The sequence below is a fragment of the Vibrio sp. YT-16 genome, from assembly GCF_033337405.1.
In the GTDB taxonomy this organism is placed as follows: domain Bacteria; phylum Pseudomonadota; class Gammaproteobacteria; order Enterobacterales; family Vibrionaceae; genus Vibrio; species Vibrio alginolyticus.
Genome location: NZ_JAWOQQ010000014.1, coordinates 1 through 24,577, shown reverse-complemented (window position 1 = coordinate 24,577; position 24,577 = coordinate 1). Strand labels below are relative to the sequence as shown.

The 24,577-nt window shown below is 52.1% G+C and carries 33 protein-coding genes; 9 read left to right on the top strand and 24 right to left on the bottom strand.

Annotated elements, in window-relative coordinates; all coding sequences use genetic code 11:
- Positions 1-121 precede the first annotated feature (121 nt).
- The 9 genes from R7F07_RS19165 to mobH form a co-directional block, all read right to left on the bottom strand.
- Entirely contained in the window at positions 122-487 is a 366-nt protein-coding gene (locus tag R7F07_RS19165; RefSeq protein ID WP_001052531.1) for a hypothetical protein, read from the bottom strand.
- Between the two features lie 11 nt (positions 488-498).
- Complete coding sequence (locus R7F07_RS19160; RefSeq protein ID WP_001275801.1) at positions 499-642, bottom strand: hypothetical protein; 144 nt, start codon at positions 640-642, stop codon at positions 499-501.
- A 180-nt stretch (positions 643-822) separates the two neighbouring features.
- A complete protein-coding gene (locus tag R7F07_RS19155; protein WP_001231463.1) occupies positions 823-1,485 on the bottom strand; it encodes a hypothetical protein in 663 nt (220 codons plus the stop codon).
- Positions 1,485-1,862, bottom strand: coding sequence for a hypothetical protein (locus R7F07_RS19150; protein WP_000869261.1), 378 nt, complete (start codon positions 1,860-1,862; stop codon positions 1,485-1,487). The genes R7F07_RS19155 and R7F07_RS19150 overlap by 1 nt, the downstream gene beginning before the upstream one ends.
- A 241-nt stretch (positions 1,863-2,103) precedes the next feature.
- Positions 2,104-2,280 (bottom strand): hypothetical protein, encoded by a 177-nt coding sequence (locus tag R7F07_RS19145; RefSeq protein ID WP_169342285.1) that lies wholly within the window; start codon positions 2,278-2,280, stop codon positions 2,104-2,106.
- Positions 2,281-2,327: 47 nt separating this feature from the next.
- Complete coding sequence (locus tag R7F07_RS19140; protein ID WP_000743450.1) at positions 2,328-2,957, bottom strand: DUF4400 domain-containing protein; 630 nt, start codon at positions 2,955-2,957, stop codon at positions 2,328-2,330.
- Positions 2,914-3,459: a hypothetical protein gene (locus R7F07_RS19135; RefSeq protein WP_000228720.1), complete on the bottom strand. Its 546-nt coding sequence runs from the start codon at positions 3,457-3,459 to the stop codon at positions 2,914-2,916. Before R7F07_RS19135 ends, R7F07_RS19140 begins: the two co-directional genes overlap by 44 nt.
- 49 nt (positions 3,460-3,508) lie before the next feature.
- Positions 3,509-5,374, bottom strand: a complete 1,866-nt coding sequence (gene traD / locus R7F07_RS19130; protein ID WP_000178856.1) for a conjugative transfer system coupling protein TraD — start codon at positions 5,372-5,374, stop codon at positions 3,509-3,511.
- Positions 5,371-8,349 carry a MobH family relaxase gene (mobH, locus tag R7F07_RS19125; protein ID WP_001337757.1) on the bottom strand — a complete coding sequence of 993 codons (2,979 nt, stop codon included), beginning with the start codon at positions 8,347-8,349 and terminating at the stop codon, positions 5,371-5,373. The genes traD and mobH overlap by 4 nt, the downstream gene beginning before the upstream one ends.
- A gap of 167 nt (positions 8,350-8,516) precedes the next feature.
- On the opposite strand from mobH, the gene R7F07_RS19120 reads away from it, so the two are divergent.
- The 4 genes from R7F07_RS19120 to R7F07_RS19105 are packed head-to-tail and all read left to right on the top strand — an operon-like array spanning position 8,517 to position 12,044.
- Positions 8,517-9,134, top strand: coding sequence for a hypothetical protein (locus R7F07_RS19120; protein ID WP_001249396.1), 618 nt, complete (start codon positions 8,517-8,519; stop codon positions 9,132-9,134).
- Entirely contained in the window at positions 9,116-9,349 is a 234-nt protein-coding gene (locus tag R7F07_RS19115; protein WP_001191892.1) for a hypothetical protein, read from the top strand. The genes R7F07_RS19120 and R7F07_RS19115 overlap by 19 nt, the downstream gene beginning before the upstream one ends.
- On the top strand, positions 9,349-11,541 hold the full coding sequence (locus R7F07_RS19110; protein ID WP_000366822.1) for a DNA topoisomerase 3: 2,193 nt from the start codon (positions 9,349-9,351) through the stop codon (positions 11,539-11,541). The genes R7F07_RS19115 and R7F07_RS19110 overlap by 1 nt, the downstream gene beginning before the upstream one ends.
- A gap of 14 nt (positions 11,542-11,555) precedes the next feature.
- Positions 11,556-12,044: a hypothetical protein gene (locus R7F07_RS19105; protein ID WP_000468105.1), complete on the top strand. Its 489-nt coding sequence runs from the start codon at positions 11,556-11,558 to the stop codon at positions 12,042-12,044.
- 91 nt (positions 12,045-12,135) lie between these two features.
- Here R7F07_RS19105 and R7F07_RS19100 read toward each other — a convergent pair whose 3' ends face one another.
- The 11 genes from R7F07_RS19100 to R7F07_RS19050 all read right to left on the bottom strand — a co-directional run bounded on the left by R7F07_RS19100 (position 12,136) and on the right by R7F07_RS19050 (position 18,494).
- Positions 12,136-12,414, bottom strand: coding sequence for a hypothetical protein (locus tag R7F07_RS19100; protein WP_014386427.1), 279 nt, complete (start codon positions 12,412-12,414; stop codon positions 12,136-12,138).
- A 232-nt stretch (positions 12,415-12,646) separates the two neighbouring features.
- Positions 12,647-13,264, bottom strand: coding sequence for a hypothetical protein (locus R7F07_RS19095; protein ID WP_000464631.1), 618 nt, complete (start codon positions 13,262-13,264; stop codon positions 12,647-12,649).
- Positions 13,265-13,357: 93 nt separating this feature from the next.
- The gene (locus R7F07_RS19090; RefSeq protein WP_000362482.1) at positions 13,358-13,576 is read right to left on the bottom strand and encodes a hypothetical protein; all 219 of its coding nucleotides are present in this window, start codon (positions 13,574-13,576) and stop codon (positions 13,358-13,360) included.
- Positions 13,577-13,781: 205 nt separating this feature from the next.
- On the bottom strand, positions 13,782-14,438 hold the full coding sequence (locus R7F07_RS19085; RefSeq protein WP_000268551.1) for a hypothetical protein: 657 nt from the start codon (positions 14,436-14,438) through the stop codon (positions 13,782-13,784).
- Positions 14,438-15,865 carry a DNA cytosine methyltransferase gene (locus R7F07_RS19080; protein WP_000936896.1) on the bottom strand — a complete coding sequence of 476 codons (1,428 nt, stop codon included), beginning with the start codon at positions 15,863-15,865 and terminating at the stop codon, positions 14,438-14,440. The genes R7F07_RS19085 and R7F07_RS19080 overlap by 1 nt, the downstream gene beginning before the upstream one ends.
- Before the next feature lie 3 nt (positions 15,866-15,868).
- Positions 15,869-16,369 (bottom strand): hypothetical protein, encoded by a 501-nt coding sequence (locus R7F07_RS19075; RefSeq protein ID WP_000647189.1) that lies wholly within the window; start codon positions 16,367-16,369, stop codon positions 15,869-15,871.
- 8 nt (positions 16,370-16,377) lie between these two features.
- Positions 16,378-16,689, bottom strand: coding sequence for a hypothetical protein (locus R7F07_RS19070; RefSeq protein ID WP_002210541.1), 312 nt, complete (start codon positions 16,687-16,689; stop codon positions 16,378-16,380).
- Positions 16,690-16,694: 5 nt separating this feature from the next.
- Positions 16,695-17,201 carry a hypothetical protein gene (locus R7F07_RS19065; protein ID WP_000566600.1) on the bottom strand — a complete coding sequence of 169 codons (507 nt, stop codon included), beginning with the start codon at positions 17,199-17,201 and terminating at the stop codon, positions 16,695-16,697.
- Positions 17,194-17,868 (bottom strand): thymidylate kinase, encoded by a 675-nt coding sequence (locus tag R7F07_RS19060; protein ID WP_000344151.1) that lies wholly within the window; start codon positions 17,866-17,868, stop codon positions 17,194-17,196. The genes R7F07_RS19065 and R7F07_RS19060 overlap by 8 nt, the downstream gene beginning before the upstream one ends.
- A complete protein-coding gene (locus R7F07_RS19055; protein WP_000044824.1) occupies positions 17,843-18,124 on the bottom strand; it encodes a hypothetical protein in 282 nt (93 codons plus the stop codon). The genes R7F07_RS19060 and R7F07_RS19055 overlap by 26 nt, the downstream gene beginning before the upstream one ends.
- On the bottom strand, positions 18,117-18,494 hold the full coding sequence (locus tag R7F07_RS19050) for a hypothetical protein (RefSeq protein ID WP_001125905.1): 378 nt from the start codon (positions 18,492-18,494) through the stop codon (positions 18,117-18,119). Before R7F07_RS19050 ends, R7F07_RS19055 begins: the two co-directional genes overlap by 8 nt.
- 318 nt (positions 18,495-18,812) lie before the next feature.
- Between R7F07_RS19050 and R7F07_RS19045 the strand changes: the two genes are divergently transcribed.
- Both R7F07_RS19045 and R7F07_RS19040 read left to right on the top strand, forming a co-directional pair.
- Complete coding sequence (locus R7F07_RS19045) at positions 18,813-18,956, top strand: hypothetical protein (protein WP_000939033.1); 144 nt, start codon at positions 18,813-18,815, stop codon at positions 18,954-18,956.
- Positions 18,957-19,047: 91 nt separating this feature from the next.
- Entirely contained in the window at positions 19,048-19,683 is a 636-nt protein-coding gene (locus R7F07_RS19040) for an N-6 DNA methylase (RefSeq protein WP_000074431.1), read from the top strand.
- A 52-nt stretch (positions 19,684-19,735) separates the two neighbouring features.
- Here R7F07_RS19040 and R7F07_RS19035 read toward each other — a convergent pair whose 3' ends face one another.
- From R7F07_RS19035 to R7F07_RS19020, 4 genes are all read right to left on the bottom strand, one after another.
- Positions 19,736-20,008 (bottom strand): helix-turn-helix domain-containing protein, encoded by a 273-nt coding sequence (locus R7F07_RS19035; protein WP_000703827.1) that lies wholly within the window; start codon positions 20,006-20,008, stop codon positions 19,736-19,738.
- A gap of 48 nt (positions 20,009-20,056) precedes the next feature.
- The gene (locus R7F07_RS19030) at positions 20,057-21,238 is read right to left on the bottom strand and encodes a ParB/RepB/Spo0J family partition protein (RefSeq protein WP_001207227.1); all 1,182 of its coding nucleotides are present in this window, start codon (positions 21,236-21,238) and stop codon (positions 20,057-20,059) included.
- A 3-nt stretch (positions 21,239-21,241) separates the two neighbouring features.
- The gene (locus tag R7F07_RS19025; RefSeq protein ID WP_001151304.1) at positions 21,242-22,027 is read right to left on the bottom strand and encodes a ParA family protein; all 786 of its coding nucleotides are present in this window, start codon (positions 22,025-22,027) and stop codon (positions 21,242-21,244) included.
- Between the two features lie 173 nt (positions 22,028-22,200).
- The gene (locus R7F07_RS19020) at positions 22,201-22,512 is read right to left on the bottom strand and encodes a hypothetical protein (protein ID WP_000338945.1); all 312 of its coding nucleotides are present in this window, start codon (positions 22,510-22,512) and stop codon (positions 22,201-22,203) included.
- 306 nt (positions 22,513-22,818) lie between these two features.
- Here R7F07_RS19020 and sul2 point away from each other — a divergent pair, with 306 nt between their 5' ends.
- The 3 genes from sul2 to R7F07_RS19005 all read left to right on the top strand — a co-directional run.
- A complete protein-coding gene (sul2, locus tag R7F07_RS19015; protein ID WP_001043260.1) occupies positions 22,819-23,634 on the top strand; it encodes a sulfonamide-resistant dihydropteroate synthase Sul2 in 816 nt (271 codons plus the stop codon).
- A 60-nt stretch (positions 23,635-23,694) separates the two neighbouring features.
- Complete coding sequence (gene aph(3'')-Ib, locus R7F07_RS19010) at positions 23,695-24,498, top strand: aminoglycoside O-phosphotransferase APH(3'')-Ib (protein WP_077202330.1); 804 nt, start codon at positions 23,695-23,697, stop codon at positions 24,496-24,498.
- Positions 24,498-24,577, top strand: an 80-nt coding sequence (locus R7F07_RS19005; RefSeq protein WP_219564665.1) for an aminoglycoside phosphotransferase family protein, incomplete at its 3' end; no start/stop codon positions are given. The genes aph(3'')-Ib and R7F07_RS19005, both read left to right, overlap by 1 nt.

The following is a 24,577-nucleotide window of genomic DNA, read 5'->3' as shown; positions in this document are numbered from 1 at the left end:
GGCCTGTATTCTCATTCAGGGTCACTGATTTTCTGCCACGGCTTCGCGCCCTTTTCGGGCACTTCCAGCGACAAATAAAAAAAGGCGGCCTAAGCCGCCTTTTTTGCGTTTACTGGATCGGTTATTGATTTTGAGGAACCGCTTCCGAATGTTTTTCCGAAGCCGCAACGCTAACTTCATTGGCTGGTCGGGCCACCCCCAGAGTTTTCACTTCCTTGTTAGCATTGGCTTTAAACTTGAACATCAGACTGTACGCCGCCAGCAGGAAGAAGCTGAGAATGCCCCAGTAGGTCTGAACCGTGCCCAGAGCCTTGGCCGGGTCACTTGCAGCTCTGTTGGCCGTATCAGCAGCCAACTTAACCCACTGACTCCAGTCAAAACCTGCCGCAAAAGCAGACAGCCAAAACGCGACGGCCACTGGAACGATGAAGATGCACATCAGCACCGCGTTCATCAAAAACCAGAAAAATTGTTTATTAAGGTTCACACTTCCTCCCATTAACCTAGAAAATTGAATGCGTGTTCCAGGTTCATCCCTGCAACAACACCTATAACGAACATCACCTGCCAGACAAGGAACTGCCAGGAGATGAATGAACCAGATGAGCTTTCGCTTTCTCTGACGTGAGCTTGTGCGGACATAGACCCTCCAAATAACTTGTCGTCATCACGGAGTAATCGTCTCTTAATTGATCAATCTAGGAACAGTGCTGTTACGGCCCATTTTGGGCACTTTATGGAGGTTTATTCGAGGAGATGATAAGAGCGGGAGGCGAAAAACTTTCACATGTGAAAGTTCAAAGCGGCCAATGGCCGCTTGTTTCACACTGTTCTATTGTAACGGAGTTCTCGATAAGCATCCCATGCTTGCTCTGATGAGACACCTCGACAACCAACATCTGTGGCGCACTCAAGGTCCATCTTGTACTGCTTAACCTTCTGGTCTGCTGTATCGCCCCAGCTCATGGCTGATGGGTACTTGGAAACACTAAACACATTTTCAAGTTCAGCCTGATAGTCGTCGTTTTGTAACAGAGGTTCGGTTTCACCATCATCCCAGCGAATGTAAGCCTTACCCTGGAGAGCCTTCAAATGCAAAGGCACCAGTAAGGTGGAAATCACTTCGTCAGCCCTGATGTCTTTGTAAGCACACCAGTGAGGTTTAACGGTGATCACACCATTTACCAAAACGATGTCACACGCCAGTGTCGCTTCAACATTATCGTTAACATCCTGCCGAGCGTAGATCTCCACGAAACCAACCTGCTCTGGAACAACCTTGTCGATGAAGCTCCAAAAGCTGGGGTACGACGTTCCATCGCTGAGCGTCAACTGACCGTCATGCTCTTTCAGCATACGGTTCAGTTGTGCAGTGAAGAACTCTGCCGACACTTTTCTTGCCAATGGTTCCATATCACTCAGTCGTAGAGTGGCTCCTGCACCCCCCTCATACACCTCTCCAAAAAAGAAATCTCTCTTACGCATTAGACTTTGCCTCCTTTAATCGCTTGCTGGGTCAGCTTGATCCAGTTCAACGGGTTTTCACAGTCAACATGGTTGCCAGCGGCACCAACTACCGTTTTGTATGCCTCCGAGCCTGCCGCTGTGTGTACTGCCAGCATAAACGAAAACATAGGGTCATTTTGCATGGTGCCAATCATCATTGCACTGGAAGTGTCTTTGAGCTGGCAGTTTTCAACCCGCAGATTGAGTACATCTTTTGCCACCATCTTACAGTCGGGACACACCTTCTCAAGGTTCTTGAGCTTTGCGTCGTCATTGAGCACATCAGGAGCCGCGATGGCAGTACCGGCCATACACAGCCCCAGTGCCAGCAGTTTGAGTTTATTGGTTACTTTCATGGTTCCTCTCTATATCGTTCCAATTTCGTTTCGGTAAAAGAACAGTGGCCCAGTGACTGTTCTGAGTTCCGGCGTTACTTGCTTTACTCTTGAGCAAATATGCTGCTTGAAAAAGTTGTGGTATCCGTACAAAGCTGGGCGTGTAAAAACGGAATAGATAATGAGGGTGATGGCCGCACCAGCGGCCCACCCGATCACGTCCGGAGAGATAAGTCCTGGCACGTCTGAGATACGTTCTGGTTCAACCAAGCGGCACACCACCAGCACCCAGAACCACATTACCGGCATCACAAAGATCATCTTTCCGACGCAAGCAATGAGCACCTTCACCAAATTCAAGCTCTGCGCCCAGTAAAGCCACAACGCAGACAAGGATTGGCGACGTATCACCTGGTAGACGTTCAATGGGATGTCGCACAGATGCACCCCATCTTGATTTATAACGGAGTAGCTCATCCTCCCTCCCTATACCCGTTTCTGGAGGTTGCCGAACGTCAGGCCAACCAGGACACAGCACGTCATCATTGTCATCGGGATGACAACCGGATCGAGCGCTATGGGGATGAAGAACGCGATGAACAATCCGGCCATCAGGTACATCGTTCCGCGAACGCTATAACGATGGAGAACCGGACTCGCATAATCGAAGTTGGTCCGCTTAATTCGCCATGTCATCATCCCGTCATATACCGCAGGTACGAACAGGATCAGCATATAGGGAGCCCACGCGGCTAACAGCGCCAACCGTGTGTAGAACTGGTAAATGACGTTGACAAAGGCTTCCATGCGGCCTTTGACCCACACAAACCAGCCCTTGCCCATATCCTGCATCCCCTTGGACTTCTGGCGCTCCTCTTCTGATGGGATCAGCGTTTGGTACATCCCCTCATAGAAGCCTGAATCAATAACGCTCGACCTGAACCAGGTAGATGCTTTGTTCTGTATCCAGTCTCTTGCTTCGACACCAAGACTCTGTTCCACCAGCACGGATTCCCTTTTGATGGCTCTGTCTGTCCAGTCGCCAGGGATCAGCAGCAATATTGCCAGCAACTCAATAACCAGCAGCCATGCGACCAGCAACCACGGCTTCTTCATAGTCGGTTCTCCTTAAAACAGTTTTCACGCTCTCACAGGTGATGAGCTCATACAGCAAGCCACGCAAAGAGGTCTCATCCTCATGGGGCTGCGGGTTAATGGATAGTTCTCCTGGATGGGAAGAAAGCCACAGTGAGAACGACTCTCCTGAATCGACAGACCATGAATCACCGCCACTATCGACAATTTGCACTTCCAACGCCCGGCAGGTTTCGGTGATCAGGGTTTCCAGAAATGCCCCAATTCTGGCCGGGTCTTCATATTTCTCTCTCTGCTCATGAAACACGAGCTGGCTGTAGCGATGCAGAGCTTCTTCAATGATCGGGTAAATCACAGGCTCCTGATTAGCCTTAATCCCGTCTGTGATGTAGCAGCTCAGCTTCTCGATGATGGCCTCCGATGCAGGCCAGTCGAATTGGAGGATGCTCAGGATGTGAGCGTTCTTGCGGCCACGACTTTTCAATTCATTCATAACCCTGTCGAAAGGGTTCACATCGACCATGATGGCTACCTCGTAATCTCTATACTTCTTGTCACACATAGCTCTGCTCTTACTGGGTCAATATGGGCAGACGGCCTTTTACGATTGTTCCGCCTGAAATTTTGGCTATGTATTCCAGGTTCGGAAGCATTCCCAATAACTGGGCTGGGAACAGATCAGCTTCCTCCTCCATCAAACGCTCGCCTTGGTTGCCTCCGTGCATAATGGGCTCCTTGCCATCCGAGTTCTGGCCTTGAGTCCGCATGACGTACTTGAGCCGGGTCTTCGGCAGGTTATCCGCGATATACTCCTGGGTTTCACCATCGACGATACGCAGAGCAAACGTGTTGTTGATGTTCCCCAACACCTGGAGCGCTTTGTCTTTGCTACCCAGTCGAGCTGCGAAGTCAGCAAAAGTCTGAGTTGCAACGAAAAGACGAAGTTTCGCACCGCGACCTTTGTTCAGGAGCTGGATGAACGGGTCGTTGATCACCTCGGCAGCCTCATCAACAAAGATATTTACGGGTCTGTTGTTGACGCCGTAGTTGTATCTGTCACCGGCAACCGCTGTCAGGTCTGACAGGAAGATGGACCCCATAGCACTACCAACCATGTTGTCGGTCAGGGAGTCGAGCCCCAGATAAGCAACTTGAGCGTTGTTGATGATTTTTGCGGAATCGGTGATCTGGCGTTCGTCGCTCAGATCAGATGAGTCTGGAGACAGCAGAGGGCCTAGCTCCCCGGACGTCAGCATATTCATGATCGGCAGGAGGTTCGCCACCATCTTGGAGAAGTGGGTTTGGTCGTGCTGGAACATCGACAGCAAGCCTTCCAGGTCAGAGTTCGGGTGCTCAGGTTGGATGATGTCGTAGTAGAACTTCATCAACGCGAAAGCGATCTTCTCACGCGAACCGTTTTTGGCTTTTTCCAAGTAAGCCGCTGCTTCTGCCTCCCAGTCGGGCATAACTCGCTCTGAGTAAGCCTGAACGGCCTTGATGACCAAGCCAGCAGCGCCACCTTCAAGGAATCGGCGGAGCTTTGTCAGGTTGGGACGATCATGAGTGATGACCAAGCCCTGAGCGATGTTGTTCAGTGCCTGCCATCCAAATGATTTGAACGGGTCGGCCCCTGCTTCGGACGGGATCAACGCTGCCAAACGACTTGCGATTTCAGTCACGCGGGTGAAGTTACGCAGAGGGTCGATACGCACCGACTCTTCCGGGAATGCTGGATGAAATGAGACGAATCTTTCCGGCTGCCCCATAGCTTCACAGGCACGTCGGGCATTGTCCCGCATCTCCTTATCCCCTTTCGGGTCTATGATGATCACGGCTTCCCCACGCAGAATGGCCTGTGAAATCAGGATGTCGAACATACGGGTCTTGCCCGAGCCGGTGGTCCCAACGATCAGCGAATGCCCCTCAGTGTGCTTGAGTGGCTGCATCAGCTTCTCTTCTTTGGGCTCTACCCCGTGAATCCAGGGCTGGCCGATTGGCAGCTCCTTTTTCTTACCCTGTATCTTCCGGACAACCTTTTTGACCGTGGACTCTCTCCCTACGATGGAAGTCCAGTCGCGTTTCAGGATCTCAAACACGCGCTGGGCATGGCGGTTTTCCCACAGGAACCCACTACCAAGCCACATATCGTCCGGCGTGTCCTTGATGTACTTTTGGAGCTCCGCAATGGAAATAAACTCCAGATCACGCCCCTTCAAATGCTTTTGGAGCAGGTGAAGTTTGATAGCCTTGGGCAAACGAGCCATCGCCATCACGCCACAGATCCCCGTCATCCAATAGAATGGCTCCGGCGGCATCGTGCTGACTTGCTCTACGGCCAAAGCCGCGCCGGAGGCGGCAAGCCAGCCTGCTACAGCATTTTTTTCATAGTTGGGCCGCCACGGCATCTCGTAGGCGAGCGGGTCATAACTCATTGTCATGTTTCATTTACCTCTAAATACAATTTTCCCTGACGTTTCTTGAGCAAAGGGCGTCTCTGTGCCCGGCTCAGCATCCCGCAGAGGATGTGTTTGCTGATGCCGATGTTTTCACCGGCAATCATGTCGAAGGCTTTGTCACTGGTTACTAAGCAGCCATCCTCTTCCAGGACAGGTGTCACGAGCCATCGGCCCGAGCGTTTTTGGATCATGTCCTTGAGCATCTGGAGTGCTTTCTGAGGCGTAACACCAGACGGCAAGAAATCTTCCGCGTTGATGTCTTTCGGGTTTGTTTTCGCCTTAGGCGGCTCAAACTCCCTAACCTCTGGATCTTCCCTTTCTCGCACCTCGACGTGTCCCAATTCCTTCTCACGCTCAACTTTGGGCTCAGGAGCCACCGGTTGAGCCTCCCGCTTAGGAAGGCGAGCCACGTTCTGTTTTTCTTGGACCGGCTTGCGCTGTTGCTCTTCAACCGGAGAAGTAACATCGACCTTCTTCTCCTTCGGCTGTGGCTGGGAGTCCTTACCTTTCGCCTTTTGTTCAGGCGAGGCTTTACCGGCATTAACCTCAGGCTTCTGCTGCTGCGCCTTTTTTCGGCTTTGTTGTTTCGGTGCAGACTTATTTTTGCTTGCATCCAAGCCAGGGGGAGAGACGAGCTCAAAGGCATCCTGGTATCCACCCATTGACGCCTCGGCATCCTTAATGGCCGCCACGACTGCATCTGAAAGCTGCTCCGCCAGTACAATTGCCTTCACTCCGCTGAAATCACGAACTTTGCGACCTGGCATAATCGGGTCCGGAACAATCGCGTTGGCGTGGGACAGCTTCGAGAGAACCTCTGACGGCGCACCCAGCGACCGAGCGCCATCCGGGTACAAAATGACGGCTTGCCCCTTCATCAGGCATAGGACTTCGCCCAGCGTCGTTTTACCTTCCAAAACAGGCATGATCGCTTGTTCAAGCAACGCCGATGCTTCCCCGTATCCAGACAACATCTCAACGAGCAAGGTCTTTGCGTCCTTCTCATGCTGATTAACGTTGTCCGTATGCGGCATTTCTGGCGTGTGCGTTGGTTGTTCTGGTGCGTCAGTCAGCATAGGGAGCGGCTCAATCGCCCATGATGGCGGTTCATCAGAACCACCGAACATTGGAAAGTCATCGCCCTGCAGGGAGTTTTGTTCTTGTGGAACGAAGTCCTGTTTTGGCTGCTCCTCTTGCTTTCCGGGCATTGCCACATCTGGGATTTCTGAGTTTGTTGCGTCAGTGCTGGTTGTCTCTGCCGATGCGTTGAATGCGTCAAACGGGAAGTCGATGTCCCCCAGTCCACCCCCAACATCCTTGAGTGCTTGTAACGGATTGTCGTTTGCCAAAGGTGGTGCGTTTTTGGCAATGTCCTGAGGGGACAGATCCTCTTTTGCCTCTGGTTTATGGGGTTGTTTCTCCGTATCACTCTTCGGTTTTGCTTTGCCCGGTTTGCTCTGCGGCTTACCCTTCTTGCCAGCGTCAGGCTTAGATGATTCCGTTGGTCCCGCATCTTTTTGCTCTGGCTTCTCCTCGACAGCATCGGAGGTGCTTTTCAGCATCTCCATCGCATCACCAAAGCCAAGGCCAGCTAGAGCTTTCTCTGCTTCCTGCTCTGCGGCCAACATGTCATCGTTCAGAGCTGCTTCACCTTCCTCTTGGTCGTCACCGTCATCGGCTTCCTCAGGATCAACGAACTCAATCTCAGCGTCCTCAACATCACCAACAACTTCCGCAGCAACAGCCGCAGGAGGCTCAGTCGTAAACACCAGGTCGTTTGATTCGAGTCGGAGCATCAAGATCTTCACCGAACCCGCCGCCTCCTGGAGCATCTCAGGCAAAACTTCCCAGTAGCGGTAGTACGCACGTTCACCCTTCTCCTGCACCGTGTTTGGTACAGCAAAACCACGTTCGATGAGAATGTCGGCCAGTGTGTCAGGGTCTCGTGGGATACCGGGGATCTTGTCGTGGCTGATCAAGTCATAAAGGTCCCCAAGCTGTTTCCAGGCAATGAATACACCTTGGTTGAGGTGCCAGACTTTCGCGCCTGGCTCATTGACCTTCCATTTTCCGGTTTTAACCAGGCGGCGGATGGCATCGAACACGTAACGCTCGACGGGCACACCATAGGAGAACTCGTCCACATCGAGACGACTCTGGCGAAGGTCCCGTGAGACGCTCTCTTGGTCAGCGCGAAGCATCAGCTTGGTCACAGGCTGATTGACGCTGGTTCCTGAGATAGCTTCCAGCATCGCTTCCATGATGGACGGGCCAGACTTGGACAGAAACTCCCGAGTCTCAGCCGGAATAATTCGATCCACCGCCAGCAGCGAGAATTGCTCATGTCTTTTGTGTCGCTTGTCGCGCCACCGGATAAAGTAACGGTCGATTTCGTGACGGTGTGCCCAGTCATGAAGTGACTCCGAATACGGGTTCCATGTGATTGACCCGTCTTTGTCCGTAATGGACACATCCGAGAGCGGTTTACCCACATCATGCAGCAGCCCAGAGAAACAGCTCGCCAGTCTCCAACGCGGCTCATTGTCACGGCGTTCCCGAGGCGTCCCCTCGATGGAAAAGATAACTGACTCAGATGCCTGAGCTGCCCAGAAGGCCACTTCAAGCCCATGTCGGAACAGACCACCAGCGCCACGGTGGTGGTGTGATTCGGAAGCTGGCAACAGGTGAACAAACGCGGCATACCGCTGGATCACCGGCAAAACAAGCCGGTTGAAGTCGTCCACAGTGAAACCGAGAGAGTTCCGCACTTTCTCAATCAGTTCAGCTTGGGTTGCCAGTATCTTGTCTAGTGGGGCCACTGGCAGGCCCTTGGCAAAAGGTGGGTATCGAGGGATTTCTTCATCTTCCACGTCTTTAAGCGGCAACACTCTGGCGCTCGGCGCGGTCTCGATCACTCCACTTCGCCCACCAAATAACTTGTTAAGGGCTTTCAGCATGTAGGTTGACCATATTCCTATCGTATTTCTCGTCGCTACATGCTCTCAAAACACCTTTAGATCGCACACACGCCTATCTGTCCAATTTGGGCAGTTTGAGAAACCAGCTTTCCATCCCCCCCCTTTTAGAATGGGCTCATCGACAATTTTTGATGAGGAACGACACGATGAGACAACTGATAGCAATTCTGGGAGTGGCAATTCTGGCCGGGTGTGCCTCTAACGCCCCCGAGCAAAAGCCTCAGCCCCAGACTGCCCCTGCCGAAAATGACAAACCTGCCCGAGTTAGCCGGGAACTGTCGATGGCATGGGACAACATGGGGCGCGGTGGTGCTGCATTACGTCAACCTGGTTATATCCATGTGCTGGGCGACGGTAATGTCAGCGCAACGATGAACAAGGTCAAAGATGACTCCGCTGGTTCAGATAAAACTCCAGCAGGGATCAAGCAGCACGGGGATGTGAACGAAGCCATCAATACCTTCAAGTCCATGAATAAAGGCAAAGGCTACTCGCTGTACGAGTTGTCACGCTGGGAACGCTATTGCGATGGCGGCAAAGGTATGGACGAGCACGATTGGCGCTTTGTGGAAGCCGAGGGGACTACAAACATCCCCAAGGATGTTGTAACCGGCTGCATACCACCTACCCACACCTATCAAGATTATCTGAATGCCTGGACGCACTTTTGCACCAGCCAGGCTGTAACTGACGCAGATCGCCGCATTGTGCGCGAGTCCGTGCGTCCCTATTCAGTGGTGAACCCATGCAAAGCTCTGAAATAAGAAACCAGACAGAGCCAAGCCGTAAGGCTGAGCTCTTCGACGCTTTATCAATCATGCTCCAGGAGGCCGGTTCGAGGGGTAATTCCCGCGAAGCGGCCTATGTCATTTCTGGAGTCCTCGAAAACCTCTCCAGAGACTACCCCGAAGTCAAAGGTCTGGCCCAAAGCTGGGCTGAGCTGGCGAATCTGGAATCAAAGATGAGAGGAGCTGCTTAATGGACCTTTATATCTGCGAGAAGCCTTCTCAGGCCAAAGATTTGGCTGGCGTAATGAAGGCCTCCCAACGAGGTGATGGATTTCTCCATGATGGAGGAAACCGCGTTATTACGTGGGCGTTCGGCCACCTGCTGGAATTGTATATGCCAGACGATTATGACGAACGCTACAAGTCATGGTCACTGGAGACCCTCCCTATTGCACCAGAGTCATGGCGGTACAACGTTCGCAAGAGTGCGTTCAAACAGTACAAAATTGTTGAGGGACTGGTCAAAAAGGCGAGCACCATCTACATCTCAACGGACTACGACCGAGAAGGTGAGGCTATCGCCCGTTCGCTTCTGGATCGATTCCGCTACTCTGGCCCTATTCGCCGGGTTTGTTTGACGGCTCTCGATGAGTCAAGCATCAAGAAAGCGCTGAACAACGTAAAGGATGGCAAGGATACGGTCTCACTCTACTACGCCGCATTGGCACGGCAACGCGCTGACTGGTTGGTAGGCATGAACGTGAGCCGCCTCTACACAGTGCTGGCCCGAGATGTCGGCTTCAACCACACTCTTCACGTTGGCAGGGTTATCACCCCAACCGTCGCTCTTGTTTGTCAACGGGACCGAGAGATCGCCGGTTTCACCCCCTCACCATACTGGACTCTGGGTGTGAACGTGTCCGTACAGAATGGACAGTTTGCCGCCCAATGGATACCACCAGAAGAGTGCAGTGACGAGCAAGGCCGGTGCGTCAATAAGGCCTATGCCGAGCAGGTAGCCTCCCAGGTCAATGGTGCCAATGCTGTTATCAGCAAAGCAGAAACCAAACCAGGTAAAGAGTCAGCCCCCCTCCCCTTCGATCTAACGTCGCTGCAACAATACGCAAGCAAACGATGGGGATACACCGCTCAGCAGGTACTGGATGCAGCTCAAGCTCTGTACGAGACGCACAAAGCGACCACCTACCCTCGTACTGATAGTCGTTATCTACCCGAGAGCCAAAAGGAAGACATTCCGGACATTCTCCAGGCGCTCATTTTGTCCGATCAGAACGTCTCTGGGCTGGTGGCTGGCGCAGATCCTCATCGCAAGGCCAGGGTATTCAATGACGCCAAAGTGACCGCGCACCACGCGATCATTCCAACACCGGCCAGAACAGACATCAGTGCCATGTCTGAGATCGAGTTCAATCTTTACGACGCCATCCGTCGTTTCTACATCGCGCAGTTCTACAGCGAGTTCGAGTTCACCAAAACCTCCATCGAGGTGCAGTGTGGGCGTCACCTCTTTGCGGCCTCTGGTAAGACACCTGCCAAACAAGGCTGGAAGGTTTTGTTTGCTTCTGATAGTGAAAGCAGTCCCAAGGACGAGGGGGAAGACACCGACGCGCCGGTTGAACAAGAGAAGCTCCCCAGGGTTAGCCAGGGCGAACCCGCTTTGCTTAATGGTGCCGAGCTGGCAAACAAAATGACGCGGCCAGCACCGCACTTCACCGAAGCCACATTGCTTGCCGCGATGGAGAACATTGCCCGGTTCGTGACTGAGGAGAAGTTCAAGCAAATTCTCAAAGACACAGCCGGTTTAGGCACTCCAGCAACACGCGCAAGCATCATCCAGGGCGCTGTTGATAAAGGCTACTTCAAACGTCAGAAAAAGGTACTGCTTGCAACTGATAAGGCTCATGCGCTTATCGCAGTGCTTCCACCAGCCATCAAATCACCCGGCATGACTGCGGCTTGGGAGCAGGAGCTTGAGAAAGTCGCCTCCGGCTCCGGGAATATGTCTGTCTTCATGAAGCAGATTTCCACCTGGATCTGCCAAATGGTTGAGCAGCTCAAAGTGCCCGCACCGGTTCTGACCAAAGAAGGTGGCGCGATGGCTAAAGCCTTCGAGGGCGCTAAGCCGCCTTCACACGAATGCTTCAACTGCGGTGGAGAGATGCACCGGATCAAAGGGAAGAACGGATTTTTCTGGGGCTGCCAGAACGAGGCTTGCAAGAAGACGTTCCCAGACAACCGAGGGAAACCCGAGAAGCGTATCGCGGCTGAGGATTGTCCAGACTGCCCAGATTGCGGTAGCCCGATGCGTCTCAGGAAAGGAAAAGCGCCCGGCAAGAAGCGAGCTTCTAAGTTCTGGGGCTGCACCGCCTATCCCGATTGCAAAGGCACTATGCCCTTCAAAAAGTCGGACTTTATGGATTGATAGAGGAATTAAGTATGTTTGGAACAATCATTTTAACTGCGATGCTCACCACCAGCTCAGCCACTGCCGAAGATGCAGGGAAGAACATCGCCTCAGGCTTGGCGGCGGCATCCGCCAGCCAAATGGGGCAGGCCGTAATGCCAACTTTAGCTACCAGCTCGGCCATTGCAAAAAGCGCAGGTAAAGGCATGGTGTCAGGTTTGGCTGCGGCGACTGCCAGCTACATTCCCCAAGACGAGCTGAGCTTTACTCGAAGCTATAAGAACTCTGAGGCTGTGGATATGGCAAAGGGCCTGGGGACATTGAAAGAAGCGCCTGAGTTTCTCTACGTTGTTACAGACGTAAATGCCAACATGGCGGTCAAATGCAAGCGCGTCTGGGAGCCTCAATCTCTGGCTTTAAGTCCAGTGATTGTTGAGCTGGTGGAACTACGTAAGACGAACAACAAAGACAGCTACGAACAAGCACTATCCCACCTCGATTGTTCAATGTTCACAGACTAAAACAATTAAGGGGCCGATGGCCCCTAATTTTTAATAACCCAATTTCTTTTGATACCTGATTTTCCTACCAAGCACAGTTGTCATACACCATTCAATTCACATGGATAGCGAATACTTCAACCGGACAATCTCCAAAGTGCGGGTGCGTTATAACACTCCTTGAGAAGCCACGCCAAGGGCGAATCTCTATCCTGGACATATCTCCAGCCTTTGGGTAGCCACACTTAACATGGACTTCATCATACTCGCGCCCCTCTAGTCTTTTTATCCAGTAGTCTGTAACGAGGCGATATTCATCTGGTTTTTCTCCAGATTTGATCTGATCGAAGTAAATCTTTTTTACGGGCAGATGAAGTATTCTCTTTTTCATAATCACCACCTGATAGCCCATCAGACTATCTAACTATTCGACAAAACATCCCTTTTTCAATTTCTGTCTCTCTCGCCTCATGGGCCAATACAATATCCGCGATAACACGAATATTCCCTTCATAGTTGCGAATGGCCGCATCCCTCATCGTGTCTAAAGTGTCCTGACACTTCGCTCGCCTGAATTTAACGAGCCAACTTTGCCGATCTATCTTGTCCACACCAAATCCCATTTAGCGAACCATGTATCCAGCTTTTTTGGCCGCAGCATCAAGCTCGGAGGAGAAGTTAACGTCGGACTTTTCTGCCGCGTTATAGAGGGCTCCACACTTGGGCCATGAGCGTCCTACCAGTTTCATCGCCAACGCATCCGCCAGCATTTCTCGGATCTGTGTTTCAGCCTCACCAAAATCGGCCAGAGTTTCGTCTATGCCCGACTCTTCCATCAGCTCGATGAGCTGTGGTTGTTTGAGCCAGACGCCTGTTTGCATTTCCAACTGATCTCTTGCATCGGCCACCAATTGGCGTTCAAGGGTTACGCCATTCACGGTCTTAACAAATTGCTTTGGCTGACGCTTTACCTTTTTTGGCCTGGACACATCAGAGATAACCGTCACCGGCTTCCCACGCAGTTCACGCGGCAACGGTCCACTTAGCCCCAGAACTAAGCGACGAGCGTACTCATGCTCGTATGGTTTCAACCCTCGACCTTCACGGTACATTTCAGTATCCACCAGCAGATCACCGCGCAGCCTCGCATTTTTCCGCACTTGTTCGGACAAGACCGATTTACCCTTCCCGCTGGCTCCCATTACGAGCGAGTGAGATTCTACTTTGTTATCAAAAAACATAATTCCGCCCCCAAGGAGGTGTTGCTATAAAACATGGTTTGAACATCCGTATTTTCACGGCAATAACCGCCGGATAATGCAAGACTCCCAAACCTAAATAGGTCTCCAGGTGATGACATCGAAGTCATAGCTGACTTCCGAGTTGTCGTCCGCCGTTCGCCACGAACAATCATCTTCCTGAACATGGATCAAGTCGTACTCAACAATTTTGCCCGACCAACATCCTTTAAGCTGGCAATGAACAGGCACACCGACGACCGGCATCTTGTCGTTGACGCTGATCCACGGTTCTTGCTTTTGATCCAGATCCACCGGTTAGTCCTCTATGAACGATTTAATGGATCGCCCATCAAAAAACAGTTTCCCAGTTCCTGATACCGAATGTACTTCTGGAGCTGCCTTCCCTTTCAGGAGTTTCTGATAGCGCACCGCGTCTTTGAGCTCAGAGATCCTGACGCCAATGAGTGTGGCCGTCTCCTCAACTGTTAAAATACGGTCCCAAAAGCTGGTGGCGCTGTTATTGCGCCCACCGATACTCTGGGCAACGCACTCTGTTCTGGCCGCTTTTCCCTTTGCCATTGGCAATGTCCTCTTCATTCTTCTCAGCCCCCAGCTTACTCAGTATTTCAGCTTTTGTAGCGCGATGGCCGCGCATTAAAAGAGCATTCAGCAGGTATCCAGTGAACACCTCTGTACTCGGCATACGGTCAAGCAACTCAACATACTGCTCATCCGTCAAATCATGGATCTCACAATATTTTTCCACCGCCTTTTCGTAGGCTTCTGCGTAGCCATGAGTGGAAATCCTGAAAGCAATATCCCCATTGCCGTAGCCTGGCTTTGTGACGAGAAAACAAGGCGCGAAGTAGGTTCTCTTCACCCCCATCCGGCTCCGGTTCTCAATGCTGATATAAGCCCTCAGCCCCTCAGCAATGATGTTTGGCCCGGAGTTGCGTCGCCGCTTACAAGTCTTATTCTGACGCTTCACCTCTTCTGCCTCAGCTTCCCACTTTCGGTCCAAGCTGTAGGCCAGCCGGTGAGCTGTTGCGTAGGAATACTCTCTCAAGGAGAAGTATTCCTGCCGGTAATCATCCGCCACCCCAACTGTTCGTGCGACACGGAACCCGACGAAACCGGCGTCATGGGTTCCCTCGCCGTAGTAAATGACTGCCATTATCTACCTTCCTTACTTCTGATACCGTGCTGCACCACGGTATGGCGACCGCAATTCACATTCAGGTGATCCCGAACTGCGGCCATGACCGCTGAATGCAATCTGTAATCCACACTCTGCCCAAGCGTTTCTGTCGCTTGTTCTTTTGCCATCCACGAAACATCAAAGCTATCAGGTATCGACATCAACTCCTGAACCAGATCGACCGATGGCTTGTAAATGCGGCCACCGTCTTGGATGTACACTGCATCCTTTACCCCACGATCCTGAGACTTGAGGATGGTCGGGCAACTGGTGCTTTCTCTCGTCAAGAACGCAGGCATCCTGCGAGAAGTTGACTCTCTGGCCTGAATTGACTTCAACACTGTGACGTCAGCACAATCCCCGAGGTGCTTCTCGATCACCGGCCACAATCGTCCACCAGCTCTCTGCTCAGGTTTCGGTGGAACGAACCCAGGGAAGACCGACGCCACCATGTAATAGCGTTCTCGCCCCTGGTAAGCGCCGAAATCCAGACCGTTCAAGACCATCTCAGTGAGGAAGTACCCCATCCGCCGCAGTGTCGTTCCCATCATCGCCCCGGCTCCGGATGCTTTGAAGTTCGGGACGTTTTCCACCAGCACGACGGCAGGGTTCACGACCTCGATCTGTTTTAGTGCCGGGTAAACCATGTCGAGCATGGTGGAGAGATCCTCAAGAGAACGCTCTTTGTCCCTTGGACTTTTGGCGTTTGAGTGGTCATCACACCCCAACGAGTAATGGGCCAAACCAATTGGTGGGCACTCCGCCAGCAAGGCTCCAAGGCGATCCAGCTCCAGGTGATGAATGTCTTCATTCAGCAGGATACGCGGGGAGCTGTTCACCAGCGTATTGAGCGCATGTACTTCACTCAGGTTCCGCCCGGATGCTCTGTCTCTGGCTTCAACTGGACGATGCTCCAAAACAATCTCAGCCTTCCAGCCAAGCGCTTCCATAACATGAATGTCTACCCCGCCAGTCAATGCCACAAAGGCACGGAAAGGGCTGGTTTTTCTGAACCGATCCGCAATGGCAAAGGCTCTGTTTGCGACAGGAGTGAAGACTACTCGGCCTTTTCGCATTTCGACGTGGAAACGCTCTGTATAGCGAGGGAAGCACTTATCTATGAGCCCTTGTCCAGAAAACTCAATAACGGTTTCCAGCGGGTTGTTGGAGCGACTCTTTGGTTGATACCGGCGCTGATAAACCTGGTGTGTCTGTAGTTCATCGGTCGCTGGGATCACCGAAAAACCGCCCATCCCCTCCCCTGGCTCAACGGCGATGCCCATACCTGGCTTGAACCCCATAACATCCAAAAAGTTGGACGAAACCCTAACCTTGCGTTTATCGCCTACTCGATTGAACGCAAGTTGTTTGGTTACTACGGAGGGGGAGACGATCGGTAACATTGGTCAACCTCTTTTCTTCTTGTTTTGCTCGCGCTTCACCATTGCTCCAGCAGCTTTCAGAAGTCTCTGGTTCTCCGCCAGCTCCTCTTGGAGTTCCTGAGTATCCTCTTCTGTCTGAGGCTTTTTCAGCTCGGCCTCGCAATATTGGACCTCTTCCTGCAAGCTGACTTTCGCAAACTTGAGAGCGGCCAGTCGCGTCGTATAAACGCCAAAAGGCAATTCGCCACCTTCCCGGAACTGCTTCAAACACCAGCTCGGTATAGATGGCAACCAACCAAAGTCCCCATTCTTCCGTGACCTTTTCCCCCACGTAATCCCATCTAACTTTTGGGCAAGATTGACATAGCGTTGATCGCTGGTTGAGTTGCGTCGTTTCTGAATAGAGCGAACTATCCACTCTGTAACCTCGACCTTTGCTTTATCATCATCAGAGATGTAATAAAGGGCTGCGTACAACACAGCGCCTTTACGAATGACTGATGGTGGGTATGCCTGGGCTTTCATCTATCCCCCTATCGCTTTTTCTGTCCGACAAGACGGAGATGATCGGCGGCCAAGTCATACTGCTCGTTTTTGTCGCGGCGGCGGAATCTGTCAAAAAACTTCCCTCGTGGCAGGGTTTCTTCCATAGCGATCAGGCGGTTCAGCCACACTTCTTGAGGTAGCATCCCTGCTGGAGTCGGCCCGAGCTTACGTCCTTCCTTGACGTGCTCCATTGTTTGCGTGGCAGTAAAAATCGCACCACCAAACTTTCTCCACTTGAATTGCAGGGGCATATCTGGAGACTCATCCAGCATCAATTTCTTATTGGTTTGTTCTGTCACGACAATTACTCCACCATCCATTCTTCACTAAGCAGGAACGCCCAGCGCTCTTCTGCTTTTTCTGGGTTGTCTTTGGCCTGTTTGATCATGATCTCGGCGGCGTTAAAGCCTACCTCTCCACTGAACCGGCCCCATGAATGGCTATGCCACTCGCGCATCACACTTCGGCCAAGCGATGCAAGTTCTGGACTTACACCCTCATGGAGGGCATAGAGCTCCCAAGCATCCCACCCGTATCGTAATAGGTTGTGCCCTGGGGCGTTAAAGGCCTGAGCAGCCTTGAACCGCTCTCCAGGCTCCTTCCCTCTAACATCCACACCCTGGAGCACCAACCCCATTACCACTTCAATGACCGGCTCGCGTTGCTTCTTTGCCAGCTCGATGGCAGCCACCAGCATTGCTTTGGCGTCAGCAAATTTCCCATGCCCTTGGCACATACCGCAGGTTTCTTTGGAAGGGGAAAAGTCATAAACACCGGAACCAGCACAGAGGCGGCATGTCATGTCAATCATGGGCTCTTCTCTCCTCATACTCTTCGATGCGCTCTTTCAGACGCTGAACCACTGGTGCGAGCTCAGGGATAGCTTCCGCTTCCTCAAGCGTGTATCGCTTGTCTTCCTGGTAATCGACTATTTGAGGAGGCCTTGGCTGTTTAGGGAACTCAGCAAAGTCATTCAGCGACATCGAGGTAGGAAGTCCTCCTTCAATCTCACCTTTTTCGTTGAGTGACTGGGTGACGATAAGCTGTGTTCCGCCCACCTCGGTATCAAAGCGGTCATCAAAGCGCTCACCGATAGTCCAGCCGCCACGGCCAAGAACACAGGTCGTACTCATACGTAGGCGATTGAATGCTTTAGCGTCATCCCAGTTCAAAGGATTTTCATCCATGAGGAAAAAAGGCGCTTCGTCCCGAACGAACACCTTGGACTTGGCGTTATCGAAGATCGGCCCAAACACCCCCTGCTGGAGGTATGGTTCGACCTTCTCTGCAAGATCCTGGTGCCCTTGAGAACGCAGCGCCTCATAGAGCTGGGTGATTGTTTGTTTGCCGGTGCCCGGAAGGCAGGACAATACTGTCTGCTTTTCCTCGTCACTCAGGCTTACCATTCTGGACAAAAAGCTGACTACCAGCTCGTTGTGCCCATCGACCGTTTCAATGTTGAGCTTGTTCTCGTCCATCTTCTTCCTCAGTAATCGGTTCGATAAATTCAATGGAGTCCATGCTTACATGACTGATAATGGCTTTCAGGCCGCAGCAGTCGCATGGTTCAAAGGTCAGTTCTGATCCCTTGGGAGACTGATGCGTGACCGTTGCCACAGCCCCTAGAGGGATCACCCCCCAGCCGTTTTTTAGTACCCGAGTAGTTCTGACCAGCCGACCTTTGTACTCTCGTTTCAGTTTCGGATGCGGCACTACCGCATATCGCTTACTCATTTCGGTCCCCTTGTACCAAAGGCTCGACAACCAGCTCTTGAGCTTCGTCCCAGTCGGACACCTTTGCATCACCAAACGCAAAGGCAATTCGCATAGCCACTGTCGGCCTGCCTATTTTCATCAAGTAAGCCGCAGCACCGGCACACATCGACTCTTGTCCCGAAGGTGCATAGTTACCCTCTTCATCCCATTCACCACCTGACTTTGAATGCACGGTCTTGTGGCAATGAAACGTCGTCATGTCGTTTTCAACGATGTCGTTGATGATGCCTTCTAATCGCCCAGGGACCAGCTCGATAGCGCCCTCCTTCCGGAATGGACAGTTGGCGCAAGGTTTCTTCAAACGGAGATGATTTGCTTGCTTTGGCATACATATCACTTTTACAGTATCATTTTATGATTCTATGATATAGCCATATTCCGTGTAGTCAATATCTCACTAACAATTACTTTCTATCGGACGCTTACGCGCCCATTTTGGGCAGATAGACAAGTTATTTGGGCGTTTGGAGTGTGCGAGGTGGACAGCGGGGAGACTTTCACATGTGAAAGTTTTGTTTCTTGGTATCGTTTTATTGTCCCTTGATATTATTTTATGATGCTGTAATAATCATAAATAAGGGCCGCATCGCTCTTCGACCTTCGTTGCAGCCCTTACAACACAATCAAGCAATTAAGGAGCTTTGTTATGCTGCAAGGCAATACTAACACGAATAAGCGCATCCCGCTCGCGGCGTTCATGAAATGGCCGCTGGCGAAACGTCAGGACTTCATCGACCGGGAAATGTCCGGTTGCCCCGACTTTATCAAGACGTCTTTGCTTCGGCATTAAGGCGATCAGGCAGGAAAGCAAAGAACCTCGCTTCGGCGGGGTTCTTCGTTTCTACCTCTTGAATGTTTCGTCAGAACAAACTGGAGCGCTTATGTCACCAGAAACACAGCAACTTACATCCAAGGCTTTATCTCTCATCGAGCAGTCCCGATACAGAATGGGCACATCTCGGTTTGTTGAGGCCTTTATTGACCAGTGGGCATACTTGCAGACTGGCCTATACCCAGCCAAGGAGGAGATCCCGGAAGAACTTCAGCCGGTCGCCTTCGAGCTCTCTCACGTCCTGTCTGCCGCCATTAAGCGCGACCCCACCAGCGATGTTTTGGGTTACGTCCTAAGCATGTCTGGCTTCCACAAGAAGGGCACCAATTACTTCCCCACTCCTCCAGAGATTGGCCGCTTGATGTCACTCATTGTTGGCTCACAGTCTTCGGCAGACTTTTATGAGCCCTGCTGTGGTTCTGGCATCAACGCCATTCACTGGATGGAAAACCTGATCGAGAACCACGGTCCCGAAGCATTGAGAGAAGCCTCAATCTACCTGGAAGACATCGATCCGTTGATGGTGAAGTGCTGCATGATCCAGCTATTCCATTATTTCGAGTCCCGCAATACCACTCCCAAAACGCTGAGTATCGTCGGCATAGACACCCTTAGCAGACGAACCAAGAACATCGCCTACTACGCCGAAAAACCTCCAGCAACCGCCGCTACCGTGGCAGCATAAAAAAACCCGCCGATTGGCGGGTTTTGCATTCAATGCGCTGCTCTATGGCACCTTACAGTTTTCCGTACCGGTTCAAGAACGAAGACCTGTCTAAGATCCCCCAGTCTGTCAGCATGTAGTAGCCGGTGGCACCTCGTTCGCCGGTAGACTCCCTGACGAACAAGATATTCATTCCGAACTCATCACGCAGGGCAGACAACTGTCTCTTGATCGTTGATTCAGGAATATTTGTTGCCTTGTGAAGGTCTTGGAGACTTGGCTTCTCCGTTTTAGACAGGGCATTCACCAAAGCAAATTTTCTTTTCATGTCCTGTGAGATCTTCATATTCACCTGTTCTTGACAGGCCCAACCTCTCTGGCTGGGCCTCCTTTATTAGCCTTCGACACTCAGGAGTTCAATGTCTGACACAGGCACATGAACATGCTTTTCCTTGCCTTCGCCATCGAGCGTTTTAACCCAGACAGTAGACGGAACCAGAGCAACACGGTCGGTCATGATGACTCCACGTTTGGTCTCGCCATCCAGGTTAACGTTGACAGCAAAAATCAAACTGTCAGCCCGGACGTTCTTCCATTCCTTGTCCTTCGGCAGAGGAGGAAGAGCATCACCGCCTTCTTCATCTTTGTCCTTGCCGCTGTTATCTGGCTGCTTGACAGGATCTTTGTGCTCACCCTCTTCATCACGCAAAGGGTCTTCGTCATCATCGTCCTGACCATTGGAATTTTTACCCCCTTCCAGTTCCTCCTGGGCAAGGTTCAGGTCGTCATTCCCGGTTTGTTCCGACGTACCATCCCCACCCGAGTTGAGGGATTGCTCGTCGGTGTTGCCAGCGCCAAGCTCATCATTCTGGTGGGAGCCAGTCAGTGGGCCTTTTTCCATTTCGTCTTTGATACGTTTGGCATCATTCAGCAGCTCACGGCTTTGTTTACGAGTAATCCCGTCAGACATAGCCACCGCGCAGACGGCGCGACATCTTTCTTCATTCAGATCGAACAAGAGACGAAGGTTATTCAAGGTCTCTGTATCAGAACATACTTCATTATCGTATAACTCACGCACACAGTCAGGTAGCTTGAGCAACGACAGATGCGTAGATACGAAAGTGATATTCTTACCGAGCCGATCAGCAATATCCTTTTGCTTCCAACCTTCTTCAATAAACAGGTTTAACGCCTCGGCAATCTCTACCGGAGTCAAGTCATCCCGCTGGATGTTTTCGATCAGCTCACCAGCAGTCTCGTCCAAGTTGTTCTGGACCTTATCATTCACCACCAAGTCAATGGTCTCGATACCAGCGTGTTTACACGCTCTCCAACGCCGCTCCCCTTTTTGGATGACGAACTTGCCTTCTTCGTTCTTCGGGAACACGATGATCGGAGACTGCTGCCCTTCGGTCAGCAAGGTTGCCGCCAGCTCTTCAATGTTACGGAAGCGCTTACGAACCTGGACCTTGGATACAACGTCGTCAACAGGTACGGTAAGAACCTCTTTGCCTTTCTTGCCTTTGGCGGCTTTAGCAAGTTCGGACAGGCCTTTTAAATTGTTCAATGCCATCGCTTAGCCCACCTTCTCTAATAGTTCTTCCAACACCGCCTCAACTTCTTTGGCCGCGACATGTCCATAGCGAAGCTCCCAGACAGGGATGCCATCAGTCGTCGCCGTATCGAGCGGAGGCCGGTGCATAATTTTGTTCTCAAACAACAGATCCGGAACTGTGTTCTCCAGCGACTTGAGGGCTTTGTCGTGATTGACAGAGCGGTCCATGTCGTTGATCACGATGCCCAGGATCTCCAAATCTTGGTTGTACGCCTCGCGCACACCAATAATCGTGTTCAGGAGACCTTCTACGCCGTCCACAGCGAAGCCAGAGAGCTTTACTGGACATGCCACATGGGTAGACATCACCAACGCTGCCACCAGCTTTCTGCCGAGGCTAGGCGGACAATCAATCAGCACGTAGTCGTAGTTCTCAAACAGCTCAGCCAAATGGCGAGCCGGATTCATGGCCTGGTCAAGAGGCACAGCCTCCATCTCAAACAGATCCGGGTCGTTTTTCGGCGTATGAATGAGGTCTGCACCGCAAGGGCAGTGCATGACCTCAATGCCGTCCAGCTCGTAAGCGAACAGCTCTGCGGTTTTGGTTCCTGTGAGGATGGGCTCGTAGTCACCATCCTCAAGCTCTCGTCTGGGGGCCAGTCGAGAGGACGTGTTCCCCTGACCATCCATATCCAAGACCAGCACTTTCTTTTTCTTCTGTAACGCCAGATAAAAGGCCTGCTGGATACAGAGGGTACTCTTACCCACTCCGCCTTTCTGGTTGGCGAAGCTGATTACTTTTGCCATACCCACCTCTATTTTGGTTTCTCGCAGGTGATCAAGACCACCCCCAAACTTTCACATGTGAAAGATTGTAGCGATCATAAAATGATACTGCAATATCTAATTATGGTTCTGTTAAAACAAACTTTAAACAAAAAAACGGCCATGAAGGCCGCTTATTGACAAGGTTTGTGCTGTCAGCGCAATTGATTTGCTGCTCCAAGCCCATTCGCCAATAACTGCATCGCATCGTTGAACAGCGCGGAGCCCCGTTCCGGTGTGAGCAATTCCGGCATATCTTCTCGCGGCCAAGTACCGGCTACTTGAATGAGCAAACTGGCAGCCCAGTGGATCTGCTTTTCTTCACTTTCATCGGCCAGAGTGCATACGACGGGGAAACCGTACTTACGCCCCCAGCGACTCACCTCTTTGAACGATACCAGCTCAGGCTTTTGCAAATCCCGGCTGTAGGCCTCAGCTATCATGTGGTTCAGTTCTTTAGCGTCCATTTATCCCACTCTATTGTAAACAAGACATTTTTATCTTTTATATTCAATGGCTTATTTTCCTGCTAATTGGTAATACCATGAAAAATACCATGCTCAGAAAAGGCTTAACAATATTTTGAAAAATTGCCTACTGAGCGCTGCCGCACAGCTCCATAGGCCGCTTTCCTGGCTTTGCTTCCAGATGTATGCTATTCTGCTCCTGCAGCTAATGGATCACCGCAAACAGGTTACTCGCCTGGGGATTCCCTTTCGACCCGAGCATCCGTATGAGACTCATGCTCGATTATTATTATTATAGAAGCCCCCATGAATAAATCGCTCATCATTTTCGGCATCGTCAACATAACCTCGGACAGTTTCTCCGATGGAGGCCGGTATCTGGCGCCAGACGCAGCCATTGCGCAGGCGCGTAAGCTGATGGCCGAGGGGGCAGATGTGATCGACCTCGGTCCGGCATCCAGCAATCCCGACGCCGCGCCTGTTTCGTCCGACACAGAAATCGCGCGTATCGCGCCGGTGCTGGACGCGCTCAAGGCAGATGGCATTCCCGTCTCGCTCGACAGTTATCAACCCGCGACGCAAGCCTATGCCTTGTCGCGTGGTGTAGCCTATCTCAATGATATTCGCGGTTTTCCAGACGCTGCGTTCTATCCGCAATTGGCGAAATCATCTGCCAAACTCGTCGTTATGCATTCGGTGCAAGACGGGCAGGCAGATCGGCGCGAGGCACCCGCTGGCGACATCATGGATCACATTGCGGCGTTCTTTGACGCGCGCATCGCGGCGCTGACGGGTGCCGGTATCAAACGCAACCGCCTTGTCCTTGATCCCGGCATGGGGTTTTTTCTGGGGGCTGCTCCCGAAACCTCGCTCTCGGTGCTGGCGCGGTTCGATGAATTGCGGCTGCGCTTCGATTTGCCGGTGCTTCTGTCTGTTTCGCGCAAATCCTTTCTGCGCGCGCTCACAGGCCGTGGTCCGGGGGATGTCGGGGCCGCGACACTCGCTGCAGAGCTTGCCGCCGCCGCAGGTGGAGCTGACTTCATCCGCACACACGAGCCGCGCCCCTTGCGCGACGGGCTGGCGGTATTGGCGGCGCTGAAAGAAACCGCAAGAATTCGTTAACTGCACATTCGGGATATTTCTCTATATTCGCGCTTCATCAGAAAACTGAAGGAACCTCCATTGAATCGAACTAATATTTTTTTTGGTGAATCGCATTCTGACTGGTTGCCTGTCAGAGGCGGAGAATCTGGTGATTTTGTTTTTCGACGTGGTGACGGGCATGCCTTCGCGAAAATCGCACCTGCTTCCTGCCGCGGTGAGCTCGCTGGAGAGCGTGACCGCCTCATTTGGCTCAAAGGTCGAGGTGTGGCTTGCCCCGAGGTGATCAACTGGCAGGAGGAACAGGAGGGTGCATGCTTGGTGATAACGGCAATTCCGGGAGTACCGGCGGCTGATCTGTCTGGAGCGGATTTGCTCAAAGCGTGGCCGTCAATGGGGCAGCAACTTGGCGCTGTTCACAGCCTATCGGTTGATCAATGTCCGTTTGAGCGCAGGCTGTCGCGAATGTTCGGACGCGCCGTTGATGTGGTGTCCCGCAATGCCGTCAATCCCGACTTCTTACCGGACGAGGACAAGAGTACGCCGCAGCTCGATCTTTTGGCTCGTGTCGAACGAGAGCTACCGGTGCGGCTCGACCAAGAGCGCACCGATATGGTTGTTTGCCATGGTGATCCCTGCATGCCGAACTTCATGGTGGACCCTAAAACTCTTCAATGCACGGGTCTGATCGACCTTGGGCGGCTCGGAACAGCAGATCGCTATGCCGATTTGGCACTCATGATTGCTAACGCCGAAGAGAACTGGGCAGCGCCAGATGAAGCAGAGCGCGCCTTCGCTGTCCTATTCAATGTATTGGGGATCGAAGCCCCCGACCGCGAACGCCTTGCCTTCTATCTGCGATTGGACCCTCTGACTTGGGGTTGATGTTCATGCCGCCTGTTTTTCCTGCTCATTGGCACGTTTCGCAACCTGTTCTCATTGCGGACACCTTTTCCAGCCTCGT